Here is a 14,264-nt window from a genome sequence, read left to right on the forward strand (position 1 = left end):
ACGCTGCCTGCGATCAAATCGGCAGCATGATTGCCCCGGACGCTCCACTTAAAAATCTCAGAAAGCTGTCCGAACGAGTGAGGCCACCTCTGTTGTCGCGCATCCCATTTCCGTTCAACCGCTGCGCGGTACAGCATCGCCAGCGTGATCGGTTCCCGTTCGAGAGCGTGCGGTTTTCGGAGCACCCATCGACGGAACAACGAATAGAAGCCCCCTTCGCCCTCAATCAGGAAATACCGGTGAAAATCGAAGTCGCCGGCATCCACGGAAAAACGCTCGAAAAAGCGACCCATGAAATCGTCGGCTTCGTCGCCGGTCTGGCCAAGATCCTCCCAAAGCCTCGTGGCGGCGAACAACGGCGTCGATTTGCCAAGCCCTACCTCTGCTCTGACGAAGACCTCGATCTCATCCCAACGCACGCTTTCCATCAAAACACCTCGCCCCCTGGATTGAAAGGCGGTTGTACCCGGCGAATCGCGCCATGCATCTGCGGCTCGCTGTCGCAGTCCGCTCAGACAGGTGTCACGTCGAGGCCCGTTGGAAAAACTTCGTCACACAATGCAAAGTTCCGGGCCGCTCGCACCTACTTCAACCGAGTTGTATTTGAACGCCCTCCGCTCATCTGCTCGCCCTCGCATCGATCTCGCCAAATGCAAAAGGCCGGTGCACGTCCATGCACCGGCCTTGTTGTACAGCTTCCGCCCTCGCCGCGTTACTTCACCGGCGGCTTGTAAGCGATGCAATCGACCTCGACCTTGCAGTCGATGACCATGCTCGACTGCACGCAGGCCCGCGCCGGCGGGTTCTCGCCGAAGTACGACACGAACACCTTGTTGAACGACGCGAAATCGCGCGCGTCGTCGAGCCACACGCCGCAGCGCACGACGTGCTCGAGGCCGTAGCCGGCTTCCTTCAGGATCGCGATCACGTTCTCGATCGTCTGCTTCGACTGCGTGACGATCCCGCCTTCGACGACCTCGCCGTTCACCATCGGCGTCTGGCCCGACACGTACAGCCAGCCGTCGGCTTCGACCGCGCGTGCAAACGGCATCACCTGGCCGCCGGTCCCCTTCGCTTCGCCTACGCCATATCGCTTCATCGTTTCACTCCTCACATTTCGGTTACGGATGCGCGCGCCGGCTTGGGCACACGCGGAAGATCGGAACACACGCCGCGTTCAGAACGCCGCGTCGGCGCTGGCCGGCACACGCTCGCCGCGTGCGACGAAACCGCCGGCGCGCTCGCCGGTCGGCTGGCCGTTTTCGTAGGTCAGCACGCCGTTCACCCACACCGCGTCGATCCCGTGCGCGGGCTGTTGCGGCTTCTCGAACGTCGCCGCGTCGATCACGCTCGCCGGATCGAACAGCACGAGATCCGCGTGGTAGCCGACATGCACTTCGCCGCGCTTCGCGATCCCGTAGCGGCGCGCGGACAGCGACGTCATCTTGCGGATCGCCTCCTCGAGCGGCAGCAAGTTGGTCTCGCGTACGTAATGGCCGAGCACGCGCGGAAACGCGCCCCACAGCCGCGGATGCGGCAGCGGATCGTTCGGCAGGCCGTCCGAGCCCACCATCGTCGCCGGATGCGACAGAATCCGGCGCACGTCGTCCTCGGACATGTTGTGGTACACGGCGCCCGCCGGGCGAATGCGCTGCGCGGCTTCCTGCTCGGTCATGCCCCAGTCGGCCGCGATCGCCTTCAGCAGCTTGCCCGCGACTTCCGGATGCGGCTCCGACCACGTGATCGTGATGTCGATGTCACCGGTCACCTGCTTCAGGTCGAGCGTCGACGAACTGCGGCTGTACGGATAGCAGTCGCAGCCGACCGGCTGGTAGCGGCGCGCGCCTTCGAGCGACGCGAGCACCTCGGTGCTGCGCCCCCAGTTCGACGGGCCCGCGCACTTCAGGTGCGAGATCACGACCGGCACCTGCGCGTGGCGGCCGACGCGATAGGCCTCGTCCATCGCGTCGAGGATCGCGTCGAACTCGGTGCGCATGTGCGTCGTGTACAGCGCGCCGGCCTGGGCGAGCGGCTCGGCGAGCGCCATCACTTCCTCGGTCGGCGCCTCGAACGCGGAGCCGTACGCCAGGCCCGACGACAGGCCGAGCGCGCCGTTCGCGAGCGCCTCCTCGAGCTGCGCGCGCATGCCGGCGATCTCGCCGTCGGTCGCCGCGCGGTCGAGGCGGTCCATCTGGTTGTTGCGCAGCGCCGTATGGCCGACGAGCGCCGCGACGTTCACGGCCGGACGCGCGTCGTTCACGGCCGCGACGTAAGCGGCGAAGGTCGGGTACCGGAACGCACCGCGCTCGCCGAGCAGGTTCATCGGGTCGGGCGGATCGCCGGCAAGCGTCACCGGCGATGCGCTGATCCCGCAGTTGCCGACGATCACGGTCGTCACGCCCTGCGAGATCTTCGGGATCATCTCCGGCGCGCGGATCACGTGCGTGTCGTCGTGCGTGTGCACGTCGACGAAACCCGGCGCGAGCGCACGGCCGTTCGCGTCGACGACGTTTTCGGCGAGCCAGTTCGACAGGTTGCCGATCGCCGCGATCAGGCCGTTGCGGATCGCGACGTCGCGCGTGACGGGCGGCGCGCCGGTGCCGTCGTACAGCTGCGCGCCGACGATCAGCGTATCGGCCGCTTCGGGATGCGAATGCATGGTCAGTCTCCTACCGGTTGACGGTCGCCGCCGCCGCGGTGCGCATCGAGCGCGTGTTTGATGCGGCGCAGCGATTCCCGGCCCGCATCGCCGAGCCGCAACGCGACGCCGGTGACGAGCACGTCGATCGCCATCATCATCGCGTAGCGCGAGGTCGACGGCTTGTAGATGAAATCGGTTTCGAACGCGACGACGGGAATCAGGTGGTCGGCGAGCTTCGCGAGCGGCGACGCCGGCGCGGTGATCGCGATCAGCTTCGCGCCGTAGCGCTTCGCGAGCCGGCAGCTTTCGAGCAGCTCGGGCACGCGCCCGCTCACCGACAACGCGACGACGGCGGTGTCGCTCGACAGCGTCGCGGCCACCATCCGCTGCAGCAGGCTGTCCTGGTAGCTCGCGACCGGCCGGCCGAAACGCACGAGCCGGAAGCGCAGCTCGTCGGCCAGCGCGGTCGAGCCGCCGCCCTGCCCGTACACGTAGGTCATCTTCGCGCCGGCGAGCAGGTCGGCCGCCGCATCGAACGACGTGTTGCGCAGCAGTTGGTGGTTGTGCGCGAGCGCCACGCGAATCTCGTCGTAGACCATCGACGCGGGGCTCGCGTCGTCGGCCGGCGCGTCGTCGGACGGCACCAGGAAGCGCTGGCCGACGGCCGCCGCCTGCGCGACGAGCACCTTCAGTTCGCGCACGTCGCGGCAGCCGACGGCCTTCGCAAAGCGCGTGACCGTCGCGACGCTGACCTCCGCATCCCGCGCGAGCGCGCCGATGCTCGCATGCGCGGCGCGCGCCAGATCGGCGAGGATGAACGCGGCGACCTTGCGCTCGGCTTCGCGCAGCTCGGGCGCGCACTCGGCGATCCGCGCGACGATGTCGAGGACCGGCGGGGCGGCCAGCGCGGGATGAGACTCGGCGGCAAGCGGAGCGGACGGGGAAGCGGGCGTGTTCATCGACGGAAAGGGTGCGGAACTCGATGTTATTAAATAACATCACCGCGCCGATGCTACTTTCTGTACCATCTGCATGTCAACTTCAGTGCAATGCATAGTGATGATGGAGCGGGATGACATGAAAGTTACAAACTATCAGGAAGCGACGATCGATCCGTTCGGCAAGGGCCTGGGCAATGTGCCGAGCGCGAGCGTGCCGCTCGGCGACGCCGGCCGGCTCGAATGGAACCTGCTCGCGGAAGACGTCAGCCTGCCGGCCGCCGTGCTTTACGAGGATCGCGTCGAGCACAACCTGAACTGGATGCAGGCGTTCGTGCAGCAATACGGCGTCAAGTTCGCGCCGCACGGCAAGACGACGATGGCGCCGCAACTGTTCCGCCGCCAACTCGACGCCGGCGCGTGGGGCATCACGCTCGCGACCGCGCACCAGACGCAGGCCGCGTATCACGGCGGCGTGCGGCGCGTGCTGCTCGCGAACCAGCTGGTCGGCCGCCAGAACATGACGATCATCGCGGGGCTGCTGTCCGATCCCGATTTCGAATTCTTCTGTCTGGTCGATTCCGCGGACAGCGTCGACCAGCTCGGCCGCTTCTTCGGCGACGCGAAGAAATCGCTGAACGTGCTGATCGAGCTTGGCGTGCCGGGCGGCCGCGCGGGCGTGCGCGACGCCGCGCAGCGCGAGGCCGTGCTGGCCGCGATCGCGCGCTATCCGGACACGCTGAAGCTGGCCGGCATCGAACTCTATGAAGGCGTGCTGAAAGAGGAAGGCGAGATCCGCGCGTTCCTGCAGCAGGCGGTCGCGCTCACGCGCGAGCTGGCCGAAGCCGGCCGCTTCGCGCGCACGCCGGCGATCCTGTCCGGCGCCGGTTCGGCGTGGTACGACGTGGTCGCGGAAGAATTCAGGAAGGCATCCGACGCGGGCTTCGCGGAAGTCGTGCTGCGTCCGGGCTGCTACCTGACGCACGACGTCGGCATCTACAAGAAAGCGCAGACCGACGTGTTCGCGCGCAACCCGATCGCCCGCTCGATGGGCGAAGGGCTGCTGCCGGCGCTGCAGCTGTGGGCGTACGTGCAGTCGGTGCCGGAAGCCGACCGCGCGATCGTCGCGCTCGGCAAGCGCGATGCGGCGTTCGACGCGGGCCTGCCCGAACCGGCGCGCCACTTCCGGCCGGGCCGCGACACCGCGCCGCGCGACGTCGCCGCCGCCGAAGGCTGGGCCGTCACCGGGATGATGGACCAGCACGCGTACCTGCAGATCCCGCCGGGCGCGGACGTGAAGGTCGGCGACATGGTCGCGTTCGACATCTCGCACCCGTGCCTGACGTTCGACAAGTGGCGCCAGGTGCTCGTGCTCGATCCGCAGTTCCGCGTGACGGAAGTCGTCGAAACCTTCTTCTGACGCACGCCGCGCGCGATGCCGCCCCGCCGCTCGCGCGCGGCGGCCGTCACGCGCGCTTCAATCGGCCGGAGTACACTGCGCTTTCGTCCTCGGGGCCCGTCGCGGCCGTCATGCACGGCGCGACCGGGCCTTCAACGCTGCTTCACTGGAGAAAGCCATGGCCGCGAAGAAGATCCTGTTCCTGACCGGCGATTTCGCCGAAGACTACGAAACGATGGTGCCGTTCCAGGCGCTGCAGGCCGTCGGCCACCACGTCGATGCAGTCTGCCCGGGCAAGCGCGCGGGCGACAAGATCAAGACTGCGATCCACGATTTCGAAGGCGACCAGACCTACACCGAGAAGCCCGGCCACAACTTCACGCTGAACGCGGCGTTCGACGACGTCGATGCGGCGCGCTACGACGCGCTCGCGATCGCGGGCGGCCGTGCGCCCGAATACCTGCGACTCGATCCGAAGGTGATTTCGCTCGTGCGCGCGTTCGCCGAAGCCGGCAAGCCGATCGCGGCGATCTGCCACGCGGCGCAACTGCTCGCGGCCGCCGACGTGATCCGCGGCAAGCGCATTTCGGCGTACCCGGCCTGCGCGCCGGAGGTGAAGCTCGCGGGCGGCGAATACGCGGACATCCCGGTCGACGCGGCCGTCACCGACGCGCCGTTCGTCACCGCGCCCGCGTGGCCCGCGCATCCGGCGTGGCTCGCGCAGTTCCTCGCGTTGCTCGGCACGCGCATCGAGCTGTGAACGACGTGAGATGAGTTGAAGTGAAAAGCCGGCCGGCGGCGGGCACGTTCGACCCGCTTGCCGCGCCGGCCACGATCGCCGGGGCGCGCGCCTTTCGTGCCGCCTCCCGATGCTTGTTGCGGCTTCCCTGCCTACCCTTCAGGGAGACGCCGGCGTCGATCCGACGTCCGCGATCCGCGACTCCAGCATCGCGAGCGCGCCCGACAGCGCATTCAGCACGTCGTCCGGCAGCTGCGCCATCGTCTGTTCGAGAAACGCCTTGCGGCGCGGCAGGCATGCGTCGAACGCGGCGCGCCCTGCGTCCGTCAGCGTGACGTTGGTCACGCGGTTGTCGCGCGCGTCCGATTCGCGCTCGATCCAGCCGAGCGCGTCGAGCGACTTCAACTGGCGCGTGAGCGCGCCCGGATCGATGCGCAGCACCTCGACGAGCTTCTTCTGCGACGCATGCCCGTCCATCGTGTGCAGCGCGACCATGATGCGCCAGCGTGGCATCGGCTGCCCGACGTGCGCCTCGAACGCGGTCATGAATGCGCGATACGTGCGTCCGAATTGCTGCAAGATCGCGACGCGGTCCTGTTCTTCCATGCGCTGATTTCGTTCCGGTGAATCGTTGAGTCGTCGAATCGCTCGCCCGATCGGTCAATCGGCCGCGACGCGCGGTTCGATCTTGCGCCGCAGCGCGATCGGCGGCACGCGACGGCACTGCCACACCGACACCACGGCGACGACCGCCGCCATCGCGACGCCCAGGTGAATCGCGCCGACCAGCGATTCGCGGGCCGCTTCCAGCAGCAGCGCGCCATTATGCCCGGCACGCGTCAACTCCGCGACGAGACCGCCCTGCGCCGCGCGATCGATCAGGATCTGCGGATCGGCGAGCCGCGCGTGCCACTGCATCGCCTGGTCGGCCGACAGCGCATTGCGCACGCCGCCCGAATACATCTGATTGACGAGCGTGCCGGTGAGCGCGGTGCCCAGCATCCCGCCGACCATCCGCAACGATTGCAAGAGCGCCGTCGCGATGCCGAGATGCTCGCGGCCGGCCGTCTGCTGTGCGAACACGGTCAGGTTCGGCAGCACGAAGCCAAGCCCGATGCCGCCCGCGACCATCAGCGCCATCAGCATCCAGGCCGGCGTCGCGTGGGTGGACACGACGATGCCCGCGCACGCGAGCGCGAACAGCACGAAGCCGACGTGCAGCATCGTGTTCGGGTTGCGAATGCGCGTGATGACGCGACCGTTCATGATGCTGCCGATCGTGATGAACACGACGAGCGGCGTGATCACGAGCCCCGCCTCCTTCGGCGACATCCCGAAGCCGCCCTGGAACAGCAGCGGCGCGTAGAACAGCAGCGAGAACATCGAGAAACCGGCGAGGATCGCGAGCACGAACAGCGCGGACAGCGCGCGGTTGCCGAACATGTCGAACGGCAGAATCGGCTGCGCGCAGCGCTTCTCCCAGTGCCACAGGCCGATGCCCGCCGCGACCGCGACGACGAGCAGCAGCGACGCCCAGCTCGCGGCGCCGTACTTCGGCAGCCATTCGACGAACAGCTGCAGCGCACCGAGCGACAGCGCGATCAGGAGCGCGCCCGGCCAGTCGAGCCGCATCTTGCGATCATGCTCGACGTGGCGCAGATGCGGCAGGTAGCGCCACACGAAGATCAACGACAAGATGCCGATCGGCAGGTTCACGTAGAACACCGAACGCCAGCCGAACGACTGGGTCAGGAAGCCGCCGAGCGACGGGCCGACCGCGTTCGCGATGCCGAACGCCGAGCTCATCAGCACCTGCCAGCGCAGCCGCACGACGGAATCGGGGAACAGATCGGGAATGCACGCGAACGCGGTGCCGACCAGCATCCCGCCGCCGATTCCCTGCAGCCCCCGCGCGAGCACGAGGGACAGCATGTCGTTGGCCATCCCGCACAGCACCGACGCGCCGGTGAACACGACGATCGACGCGATCACGAACGGCTTGCGGCCGTAATAGTCGCCGAGCCGGCCGAAGATCGGCACCGTGATCACGGAACTGAGCAGATACGAGGTCGCGACCCACGCATACAGGTCGAAGCCGCGGAGTTCGGCGACGATGGTCGGCAGCGCGGTGCCGACGACCGTCTGGTCCAGCGCGACCAGCATGGTGACGAACGAGATCCCGATCATCGCGAGCAGCGATTCGCGGAACGGCAGGACTTGCCCGCTCGAATGGTGGGCGGCAGTGTGGACGGCCATTTTTTGTCGATGCAACTTTTGCCGAGTCAAAGAATCTCAAAATTCTAGCACGCCGGAGTAATCTAGGCTGGCGATGGGTTCAGGGCCCGTTCACGCCAAGGAGAGAGATGGAACCGATTTCAATTTCCCCCGCCGCGACGCTGTCGCCGGAGGATCGGGACGCGCTGCGGCGCGCGAAGCAGGTGCTGGAAAGCCCGTCGCTGACGATGAAGCTGACGGGCGTGCTCGGCGCGCCGGTCGAGAAAATGATCGCGCGGCTGCCGGACTTCGCGACCGGCAAGATCAACGATGCGACGCAGCTCGCGCTGCGCAAGTGCCTGAACATCGCGCTGCGCACGCTCGGCAAGCCGCAGGCGCCGGACGCCGAACCCGAGAAGCCGAGCAACCTGCTGCACAAGCTCGCGGTCGCGACGACCGGCGCGGCGGGCGGCGCGTTCGGCTTTCTCGCGCTGCCGGTCGAGCTGCCGGTGACGACCACGCTGATCTTCCGCTCGGTATGCGACATTGCACGCAGCGAAGGCGAGGACCTGACGTCGGTCGATACGCAGCTGCAATGCCTGGCCGTGCTCGGCATGGGCGGCAACCCGGACAAGCAGGAGGAGGACGCCGATCTCGGCTATTTCGTGCTGCGCGGCGCGCTCGCGCAGGCGATCTCGAAGGCGTCGTCGGACATCACGGCCAAAGGCATCGCCGCGCACAGCTCGGCGGCCGTGTTCAAGCTCGTGCAGACGGTGGCGTCGCGCTTCTCGGTGCAGGTGACCGAGCAGATGGCCGCGAAGTCGATCCCGGCGATCGGCGCCGTGCTCGGCGCGACCGTCAACACGCTGTTCATCGACCACTTCCAGCAGATGGCGCACGGCCACTTCACCGTGCGCCGGCTCGAACGCAAGTACGGTTCGGTGGCCGTCAAGGCCGCCTATCAGACGATCGACGCCTCGCCCGCACGCTGAACCGCGCGCGCGACCGCGACGCGGCGCACGAACGCGGCCGCGCGGTCGAGCGCATCGCGCGCTTCCGGCACCATCGGCGCGTACAGCTGCCACACGTGCGGCATGTCGGGCCACACCTCGATTTCCACCTGAACGCCGGCCGCCTTCGCCTTGTCGGCGACGCGGCGCGAATCGTCGAGCAGCACTTCGGTGCTGCCGACCTGGATGTATAGCGGCGGCAAGCCCGCGAAGTCCGCATGGAGCGGCGACGCGTACGGATGCGTCGCCGGCGCGTCGCCGAGATACAGCTTCGCGGCCTTCGGCAGCGCGGCGGCCGCGAACATCGGGTCGCGGCCGTCGTTGCTGCGCATCGTGTCGCCGGTGCCGGCCAGGTCCGTCCACGGCGAGAACAGGATCGCGCCGGCCGGCAGCGGCTCGCCGCGATCGCGCAGCGCGACGAGCGTCGCGAGCGCGAGGCCGCCGCCCGCGGAATCGCCGCCGAACACGATCGACTCGGGCGGCGTGCCGAGCGCCAGCAGTTGCCGATACGCGGCGAGCGCATCGTCGAGTGCGGCCGGGAAGCGGTTTTCGGGCGCGAGCCGGTAGTCGAGCGAGAAAGAACGCACGCCCGCGCGCTTCGTCAGCCCGAACACCAGCGGGCGGTGGGTTTTCGTCGAACAGAAGTAGTAGCCGCCGCCATGGAAATACAGCAGCGTGCGGCCGGGCCCGCGCGCCGCGCTCGAGTCGGTGCGCTCGAGCCATTCGCCGCGCAGCGGCGCGTCGCCCGGGCCGTAACACTGGCGCAGCCGGTAGCCCGACGGCGCCCGGCGCGGCACGATCATCCGCAGGTCGGTAAAGCGCCGGGCACGCGCGGGGTCGAGCACCTCGCGCGTGGTTTCCGGACGAAACTGCCAGCGCAGCAGCCAGCAGGCGAACTTGCTTTGCCAACTCATCGGACGCACTCCGTCATCGCAATGTGACGATGGTACGTGCGAACGCTCCCGCGTCGCTCGACAGGTGCCTCTACGCCACACGCCGGCGCTCAGTTCGCCGGCATCATCTGCCCGCGGATCTCGCCCGACGGGTGTTCCTTCGTATGAAGGTTGAAGTACCACCTGCCGCCCATCAGGTCGGTGACCTGCTCGTCGGTGAGCGCCTTCGAACCCTTGATGGGGCTCGCCAGCTCGTCCTTCGGGATCGGCACCTGCACGCCGGCGTTCTGGCCGACCGGCGCGGGCCCGTGGAAATGCGCGGCCGTGGCCGGCCCCGTGAGGTGTTCGTACGTGACCGTCCACTGCAGCAGGCGGGTGGCCGTGTCGTAGGTGGCGGCGACGGCGCCCGAGCCCTTGGTCGCCGTCGGCGGCACTTCGCTCGACGGCTGCAGACTGGCGGACAGGCGCACCGTCTCGGCAGCGGCGCTGCCGGCGGCCAGCACACCCGCGAATAACGCGACCTGGAGCAAACGCAGCTTGAGCATGGGTTCTCCTTGTACGACGTGGTACGCCGCCGGAACGGGGGCGCTACGCATGATGGTAGTCGATCGCCGCCGCGCCGACAGTCCGCCGAACGGCCATGCTGCGAATCGCCGCACCGCCTGTCGGCGCACCGCGCACGGCCGACGATCCTGCGCGACGCCGCTCGCGCCAGTCTGCGTCACGCTGGAACAGACCTTTGCAGCCTGACGGCTGAATCCATGCGCGGCCTTTCGCTACACTTCGTTCCACAGTTGCTTGTTTCCTTCGTCCGAAGGAGTCTGCGAGTATTCACGCGGCCACCCGGCCGCGTTTTTTTTGCATGCGCCGCGCCTCATGCACGATAGCCGGGATCGATCCGGTCGACGATCCGCTGCAGCGCGTCGAACGCGTCCTGCCCCGCGCCATGCTTCGGGTCGAAATTCAGCGAATCGCGCACGCACCCTTCGAGCACGAGCGGCGCAATCGGCAGCGCATCGCCGATCGCCTGCGTCGCGACCTGCACCTCGCACGCACGGTTGAGCAGCCACATCAGCGAAAACGTCTGCGCGAGCGTCGCGCCGATCGTCACGGGCCCGTGGTTGCGCAGCAGCAGCACGGGCCGCCCGCCCGCGCTGTCGACGATGCGCCGGCCTTCCTCGAGATGCACGGTGATGCCCTCGAAGTCGTGATACGCGATCTTCCCGTACAGCTGCGCCGAATAGAAATTCGAGAACGACAGCCCGTCGCGCGAACAGCACACGGCCATCGTCGGCGTCGTGTGCACGTGCATCACGCAATGCACATCGGGCAGCGCCGCATGGATCGCGCTGTGGAACGTGAAACCGGCCGGATTGATCGGCCAGTCGGAATGGCCGATCACGTTGCCGTCGATGTCGATCTTCACGAGGTTCGACGCGCACACCTCGCGGTAATGAAGCCCGAACGGGTTGATCAGGAAATGACCGTCCTCGCCCGGCACGCGCAGCGAGATATGGTTGTAGATCAGCTCGGTCCAGCCGAGGTGATCGAAGATGCGGTAGGCGGCCGCGAGCTGCACACGCGCCTGCCATTCGGCTTCGGAGAAGCGCGCGGGGCGCGTGAACGGCTGGTTCGGTACACGTTGCATGGGGAACTCCGGTTGCGGGCGACGCGCGGCCGCGGCGAGCGGCGCCGCGCATCGTCCTCGTCTGCCGGCGCCGCAAGCGATGCGTGCGCCGCGTATCGCGCAGGTGCGGCGCACCGTTCCGGCCCGCATTGTGCGATCCGCCGGCGCGCTTCACGATACCCATATCGTTGCGCGCACAACCATATCATCTTTCCCCGCGCACCGGTATCGCGGGTTTTGCCGGAGCCGTTCCCGCCCTTACAACTGGTCGTCGACCGGCAGCAGCGTGAAGATGCCCGTCATCACGTTGCGCAGCAGCCCCGCATGCGGGTCGACGTGATAGGTGGTCGTCTGGCCGCCTTCGGTGCCCGTCCATTCGAGCGCGGGCGGGCTGCCGTCGGTCCGCTTCGCGAGCGTGACGCGGTAGCTTTCGTCCGGCTGCGTCACGCGCGCGAAGATCGCCTCGGCCTGCTGCGCGAGCACCGGGCTGTGGATCACGAGCGCGAGCTCGGTGTTCAGGTACGCGGAACGCGGGTCGAGGTTCAGCGAGCCGATCACGAGGATTTGCCGGTCGATCACGTACGCCTTCGCATGCAGGCTCGCACGCGAGCGCGACCCGAACAGCCGCGCGGGCTGCTGGTCGGGCTGCGACTTGAATTCGTACAGCTCGACGCCGCGCTGCAGCAGCGGCACGCGGTACGGCGCATAGCCGGCCTGCACCGCGACCGCATCGGTCGCCGCGAGCGAATTCGTGACGATCGCGACGCGCACGCCGCGCGCGGCCGTATCGCCGAGGATCTTCACGCCGGCGTCGTGCGGCACGAAGTACGGCGAAAACGCGAGGAATTCCTTCTGCGCGCCGCGCGTCAGCTCCGCCAGGCGCTGCATCGGCGGGCTCACGTAGGTGCCGGTCGGCCGCGCGACCTTGGTCGGCGCATCGACCTTGAATTCGGCCGGCGCCCACACGAGTTCGAGTTCGTCGCGTGCGATCTGCCGTGCGAGCGGCGTCGCGTTCAGCGGCTTCGCGTTGTACGGATCGGCATTCTTGCGCCAGTGGTCGCGCAACTCGTCGCGCATCGCGTCGAGATCCTTCGGATCGAACTTCTGATGATTGAGCACCCGCAACGGATAGCTGCTCGCGCTCGCCCAGTATTCGTCGAAGCTCTTCGAGATGTCGTGGGTCACGGGGCCGGCCGCCAGCACGTCGAGATCGCGGAACTGGAGCGTCGGGCTCGCACTGAAGTATTCGTCGCCGAGATTGCGGCCGCCGACGATCGCGAGCTGGTTGTCCGCGATCATCGCCTTGTTGTGCATCCGGCGCGTGAAGCTGTCGATCCGCGTGAAGAAGTTGGCCGTGCGCTCGACCACGCCGCGCTGCGATGCGCCGAACGGGTTGAACACGCGGATCTCGATGTTCTGGTGCGTATTGAGCGCAGCCATCACGCGGTCGATATCGTCGAAGTTCAGGTCGTCGACCAGCATCCGCACGCGCACGCCGCGATCGGCCGCGTACAGCGCCGCGCCGAGCAGCAGCTTGCCGGTCGTATCCTCGGTCGCGATGTAGTACTGCATGTCGAGCGTCTTCGTCGCCGCCCGCGCGAGCGCGATGCGCATCTGCAACGCGGTGGCGCCGTCGGCCAGCAGCCGGAAGCCGGACTGCCCCGGATGCGCGGCTTCCGGCGCGGCCAGCGCAGCGTGCAACGGTGTCGCGGTATCGGCCGACAACGCGTGCGAGACGGGGCGATCGAGCGAGGTGGCGGGCGGATGCGTCGCGCACGCGGCGAGCGGCAGCAGCGCGCAGACGATCAGCGCGCGGGCCTGGCGGCATGCGGCGCGCCACGACGGCGTGGCCGGTGCGCGCCGGATCAGGGACGTGAGCACGAAAGCTTCCTCGACAGTCGGATCAATGGGCACGTCATCGCCGCGGCGCGCGGCTGACAAGGGGTTGCGATCGATTCTAGTGGGCGCCCGACGAACCGGTCAATTGGGCCGGCCCCGCAGGCCATCGCAGCCGCTGGTCCGACCAATCTCATGACGCATCGCCGCTGCGCTCGAAATGGCTGCGCACGTAGTCGATATGCGTCTGCATCGCGGTGCGCGCCTCTTCGGGGCGGTGCGCGCAAATCGCGTCGCACACCACCCGGTGCTGCAACAACAGCAACTCGGATGCCTGCTCGTCCTCCGTCGTCATCCCGGCCACGTTGATCGAAATGTGCTCGCGCAACATTCCGATCACGCTCGTATGCAGGTGCAGGAACATCGTGTTGTGCGACGCGAGCGCGATCGCCTCGTGCAGCTTCGCATCGGTCGCGGCTTCGACGGCCGCATCGTCGTTCGCGTGCGCGGTTTCGAGCTCGCGCAGCAGCGCGCGAATCCGGCGCCGGTCGTTCGCATCGGCGCGCAGCGCGGCGAAATAGGCGGTCGCGCCTTCCAGCACGCGGCGGAATTCGAGGATGTCGTCGCGCAGCGCCGGATGATCGGCGACCAGTTGGCCCCACGGCGACGCGATGCCGGCGCGCAACTGGTCGGTCACGTAGACGCCCGCGCCGCGCCGGCTCTGCAGCAGCCCGCGCGCGACGAGCCGCTGGGTCGCCTCGCGCACCGTATTGCGCGCGACGCCGTACTGCTGCGCGAGCACGCGCTCGGCCGGCAGCCGCGCGCCGGCCGGCCACGTGCCGTCGAGCAGTGCCGTCTCGATCTTGCGCATCACCACTTCGGTCCGGCCCCGTGCCGTCATCGCCGCCATCGTCGCGTCTCCCCGCGGAATGCATGCCGCCCCGATTGGCCCAACCAATTTGAGCTG

At 68.0% G+C, this 14,264-nt stretch carries 14 protein-coding genes; 3 read left to right on the plus strand and 11 right to left on the minus strand.

The features are described from left to right. From HWX76_RS25990 to HWX76_RS26005, 4 genes are all read right to left on the minus strand, one after another. A partial coding sequence (locus HWX76_RS25990) for a DUF1493 family protein (RefSeq protein WP_176016558.1) occupies positions 1 to 428 on the minus strand: 428 nt, incomplete at its 3' end. Between the two features lie 284 nt (positions 429 to 712). Then, positions 713 to 1,099, minus strand: a complete 387-nt coding sequence (locus HWX76_RS25995) for a RidA family protein (protein ID WP_050016655.1) — start codon at positions 1,097 to 1,099, stop codon at positions 713 to 715. Positions 1,100 to 1,177: 78 nt separating this feature from the next. After that, the gene (locus tag HWX76_RS26000) at positions 1,178 to 2,659 is read right to left on the minus strand and encodes a D-aminoacylase (protein WP_089488810.1); all 1,482 of its coding nucleotides are present in this window, start codon (positions 2,657 to 2,659) and stop codon (positions 1,178 to 1,180) included. A gap of 2 nt (positions 2,660 to 2,661) precedes the next feature. Then, on the minus strand, positions 2,662 to 3,600 hold the full coding sequence (locus tag HWX76_RS26005; protein ID WP_124557569.1) for a MurR/RpiR family transcriptional regulator: 939 nt from the start codon (positions 3,598 to 3,600) through the stop codon (positions 2,662 to 2,664). 118 nt (positions 3,601 to 3,718) lie between these two features. On the opposite strand from HWX76_RS26005, the gene HWX76_RS26010 reads away from it, so the two are divergent. Further along, positions 3,719 to 4,999: an amino acid deaminase gene (locus HWX76_RS26010; protein ID WP_124631942.1), complete on the plus strand. Its 1,281-nt coding sequence runs from the start codon at positions 3,719 to 3,721 to the stop codon at positions 4,997 to 4,999. A gap of 157 nt (positions 5,000 to 5,156) precedes the next feature. Further along, complete coding sequence (locus HWX76_RS26015; protein ID WP_059580784.1) at positions 5,157 to 5,738, plus strand: DJ-1/PfpI family protein; 582 nt, start codon at positions 5,157 to 5,159, stop codon at positions 5,736 to 5,738. A gap of 138 nt (positions 5,739 to 5,876) precedes the next feature. Here HWX76_RS26015 and HWX76_RS26020 read toward each other — a convergent pair whose 3' ends face one another. Both HWX76_RS26020 and HWX76_RS26025 read right to left on the minus strand, forming a co-directional pair. Next, entirely contained in the window at positions 5,877 to 6,323 is a 447-nt protein-coding gene (locus HWX76_RS26020; protein ID WP_124557571.1) for a MarR family transcriptional regulator, read from the minus strand. A gap of 54 nt (positions 6,324 to 6,377) precedes the next feature. After that, on the minus strand, positions 6,378 to 7,973 hold the full coding sequence (locus HWX76_RS26025) for an MDR family MFS transporter (protein ID WP_124631941.1): 1,596 nt from the start codon (positions 7,971 to 7,973) through the stop codon (positions 6,378 to 6,380). Positions 7,974 to 8,080: 107 nt separating this feature from the next. On the opposite strand from HWX76_RS26025, the gene HWX76_RS26030 reads away from it, so the two are divergent. After that, complete coding sequence (locus HWX76_RS26030) at positions 8,081 to 8,923, plus strand: EcsC family protein (RefSeq protein ID WP_124557572.1); 843 nt, start codon at positions 8,081 to 8,083, stop codon at positions 8,921 to 8,923. Here the strand turns inward: HWX76_RS26030 and HWX76_RS26035 are convergent. From HWX76_RS26035 to HWX76_RS26055, 5 genes are all read right to left on the minus strand, one after another. After that, the gene (locus HWX76_RS26035) at positions 8,893 to 9,855 is read right to left on the minus strand and encodes an alpha/beta hydrolase (protein WP_050016670.1); all 963 of its coding nucleotides are present in this window, start codon (positions 9,853 to 9,855) and stop codon (positions 8,893 to 8,895) included. The two genes, HWX76_RS26030 and HWX76_RS26035, sit on opposite strands and share 31 nt — an antisense overlap. Before the next feature lie 89 nt (positions 9,856 to 9,944). Continuing rightward, on the minus strand, positions 9,945 to 10,379 hold the full coding sequence (locus HWX76_RS26040; RefSeq protein ID WP_050016671.1) for a CHRD domain-containing protein: 435 nt from the start codon (positions 10,377 to 10,379) through the stop codon (positions 9,945 to 9,947). 329 nt (positions 10,380 to 10,708) lie between these two features. Then, the gene (locus HWX76_RS26045) at positions 10,709 to 11,482 is read right to left on the minus strand and encodes a class II aldolase/adducin family protein (RefSeq protein ID WP_089488811.1); all 774 of its coding nucleotides are present in this window, start codon (positions 11,480 to 11,482) and stop codon (positions 10,709 to 10,711) included. A 237-nt stretch (positions 11,483 to 11,719) separates the two neighbouring features. After that, positions 11,720 to 13,342, minus strand: coding sequence for a phospholipase D family protein (locus tag HWX76_RS26050; RefSeq protein WP_050016719.1), 1,623 nt, complete (start codon positions 13,340 to 13,342; stop codon positions 11,720 to 11,722). 148 nt (positions 13,343 to 13,490) lie between these two features. After that, positions 13,491 to 14,207: a FadR/GntR family transcriptional regulator gene (locus HWX76_RS26055; protein WP_050016675.1), complete on the minus strand. Its 717-nt coding sequence runs from the start codon at positions 14,205 to 14,207 to the stop codon at positions 13,491 to 13,493. Positions 14,208 to 14,264: the final 57 nt, after the last annotated feature.

Source organism: Burkholderia sp. BCC0398 (genome assembly GCF_902833245.1).
Taxonomy (GTDB): domain Bacteria; phylum Pseudomonadota; class Gammaproteobacteria; order Burkholderiales; family Burkholderiaceae; genus Burkholderia; species Burkholderia sola.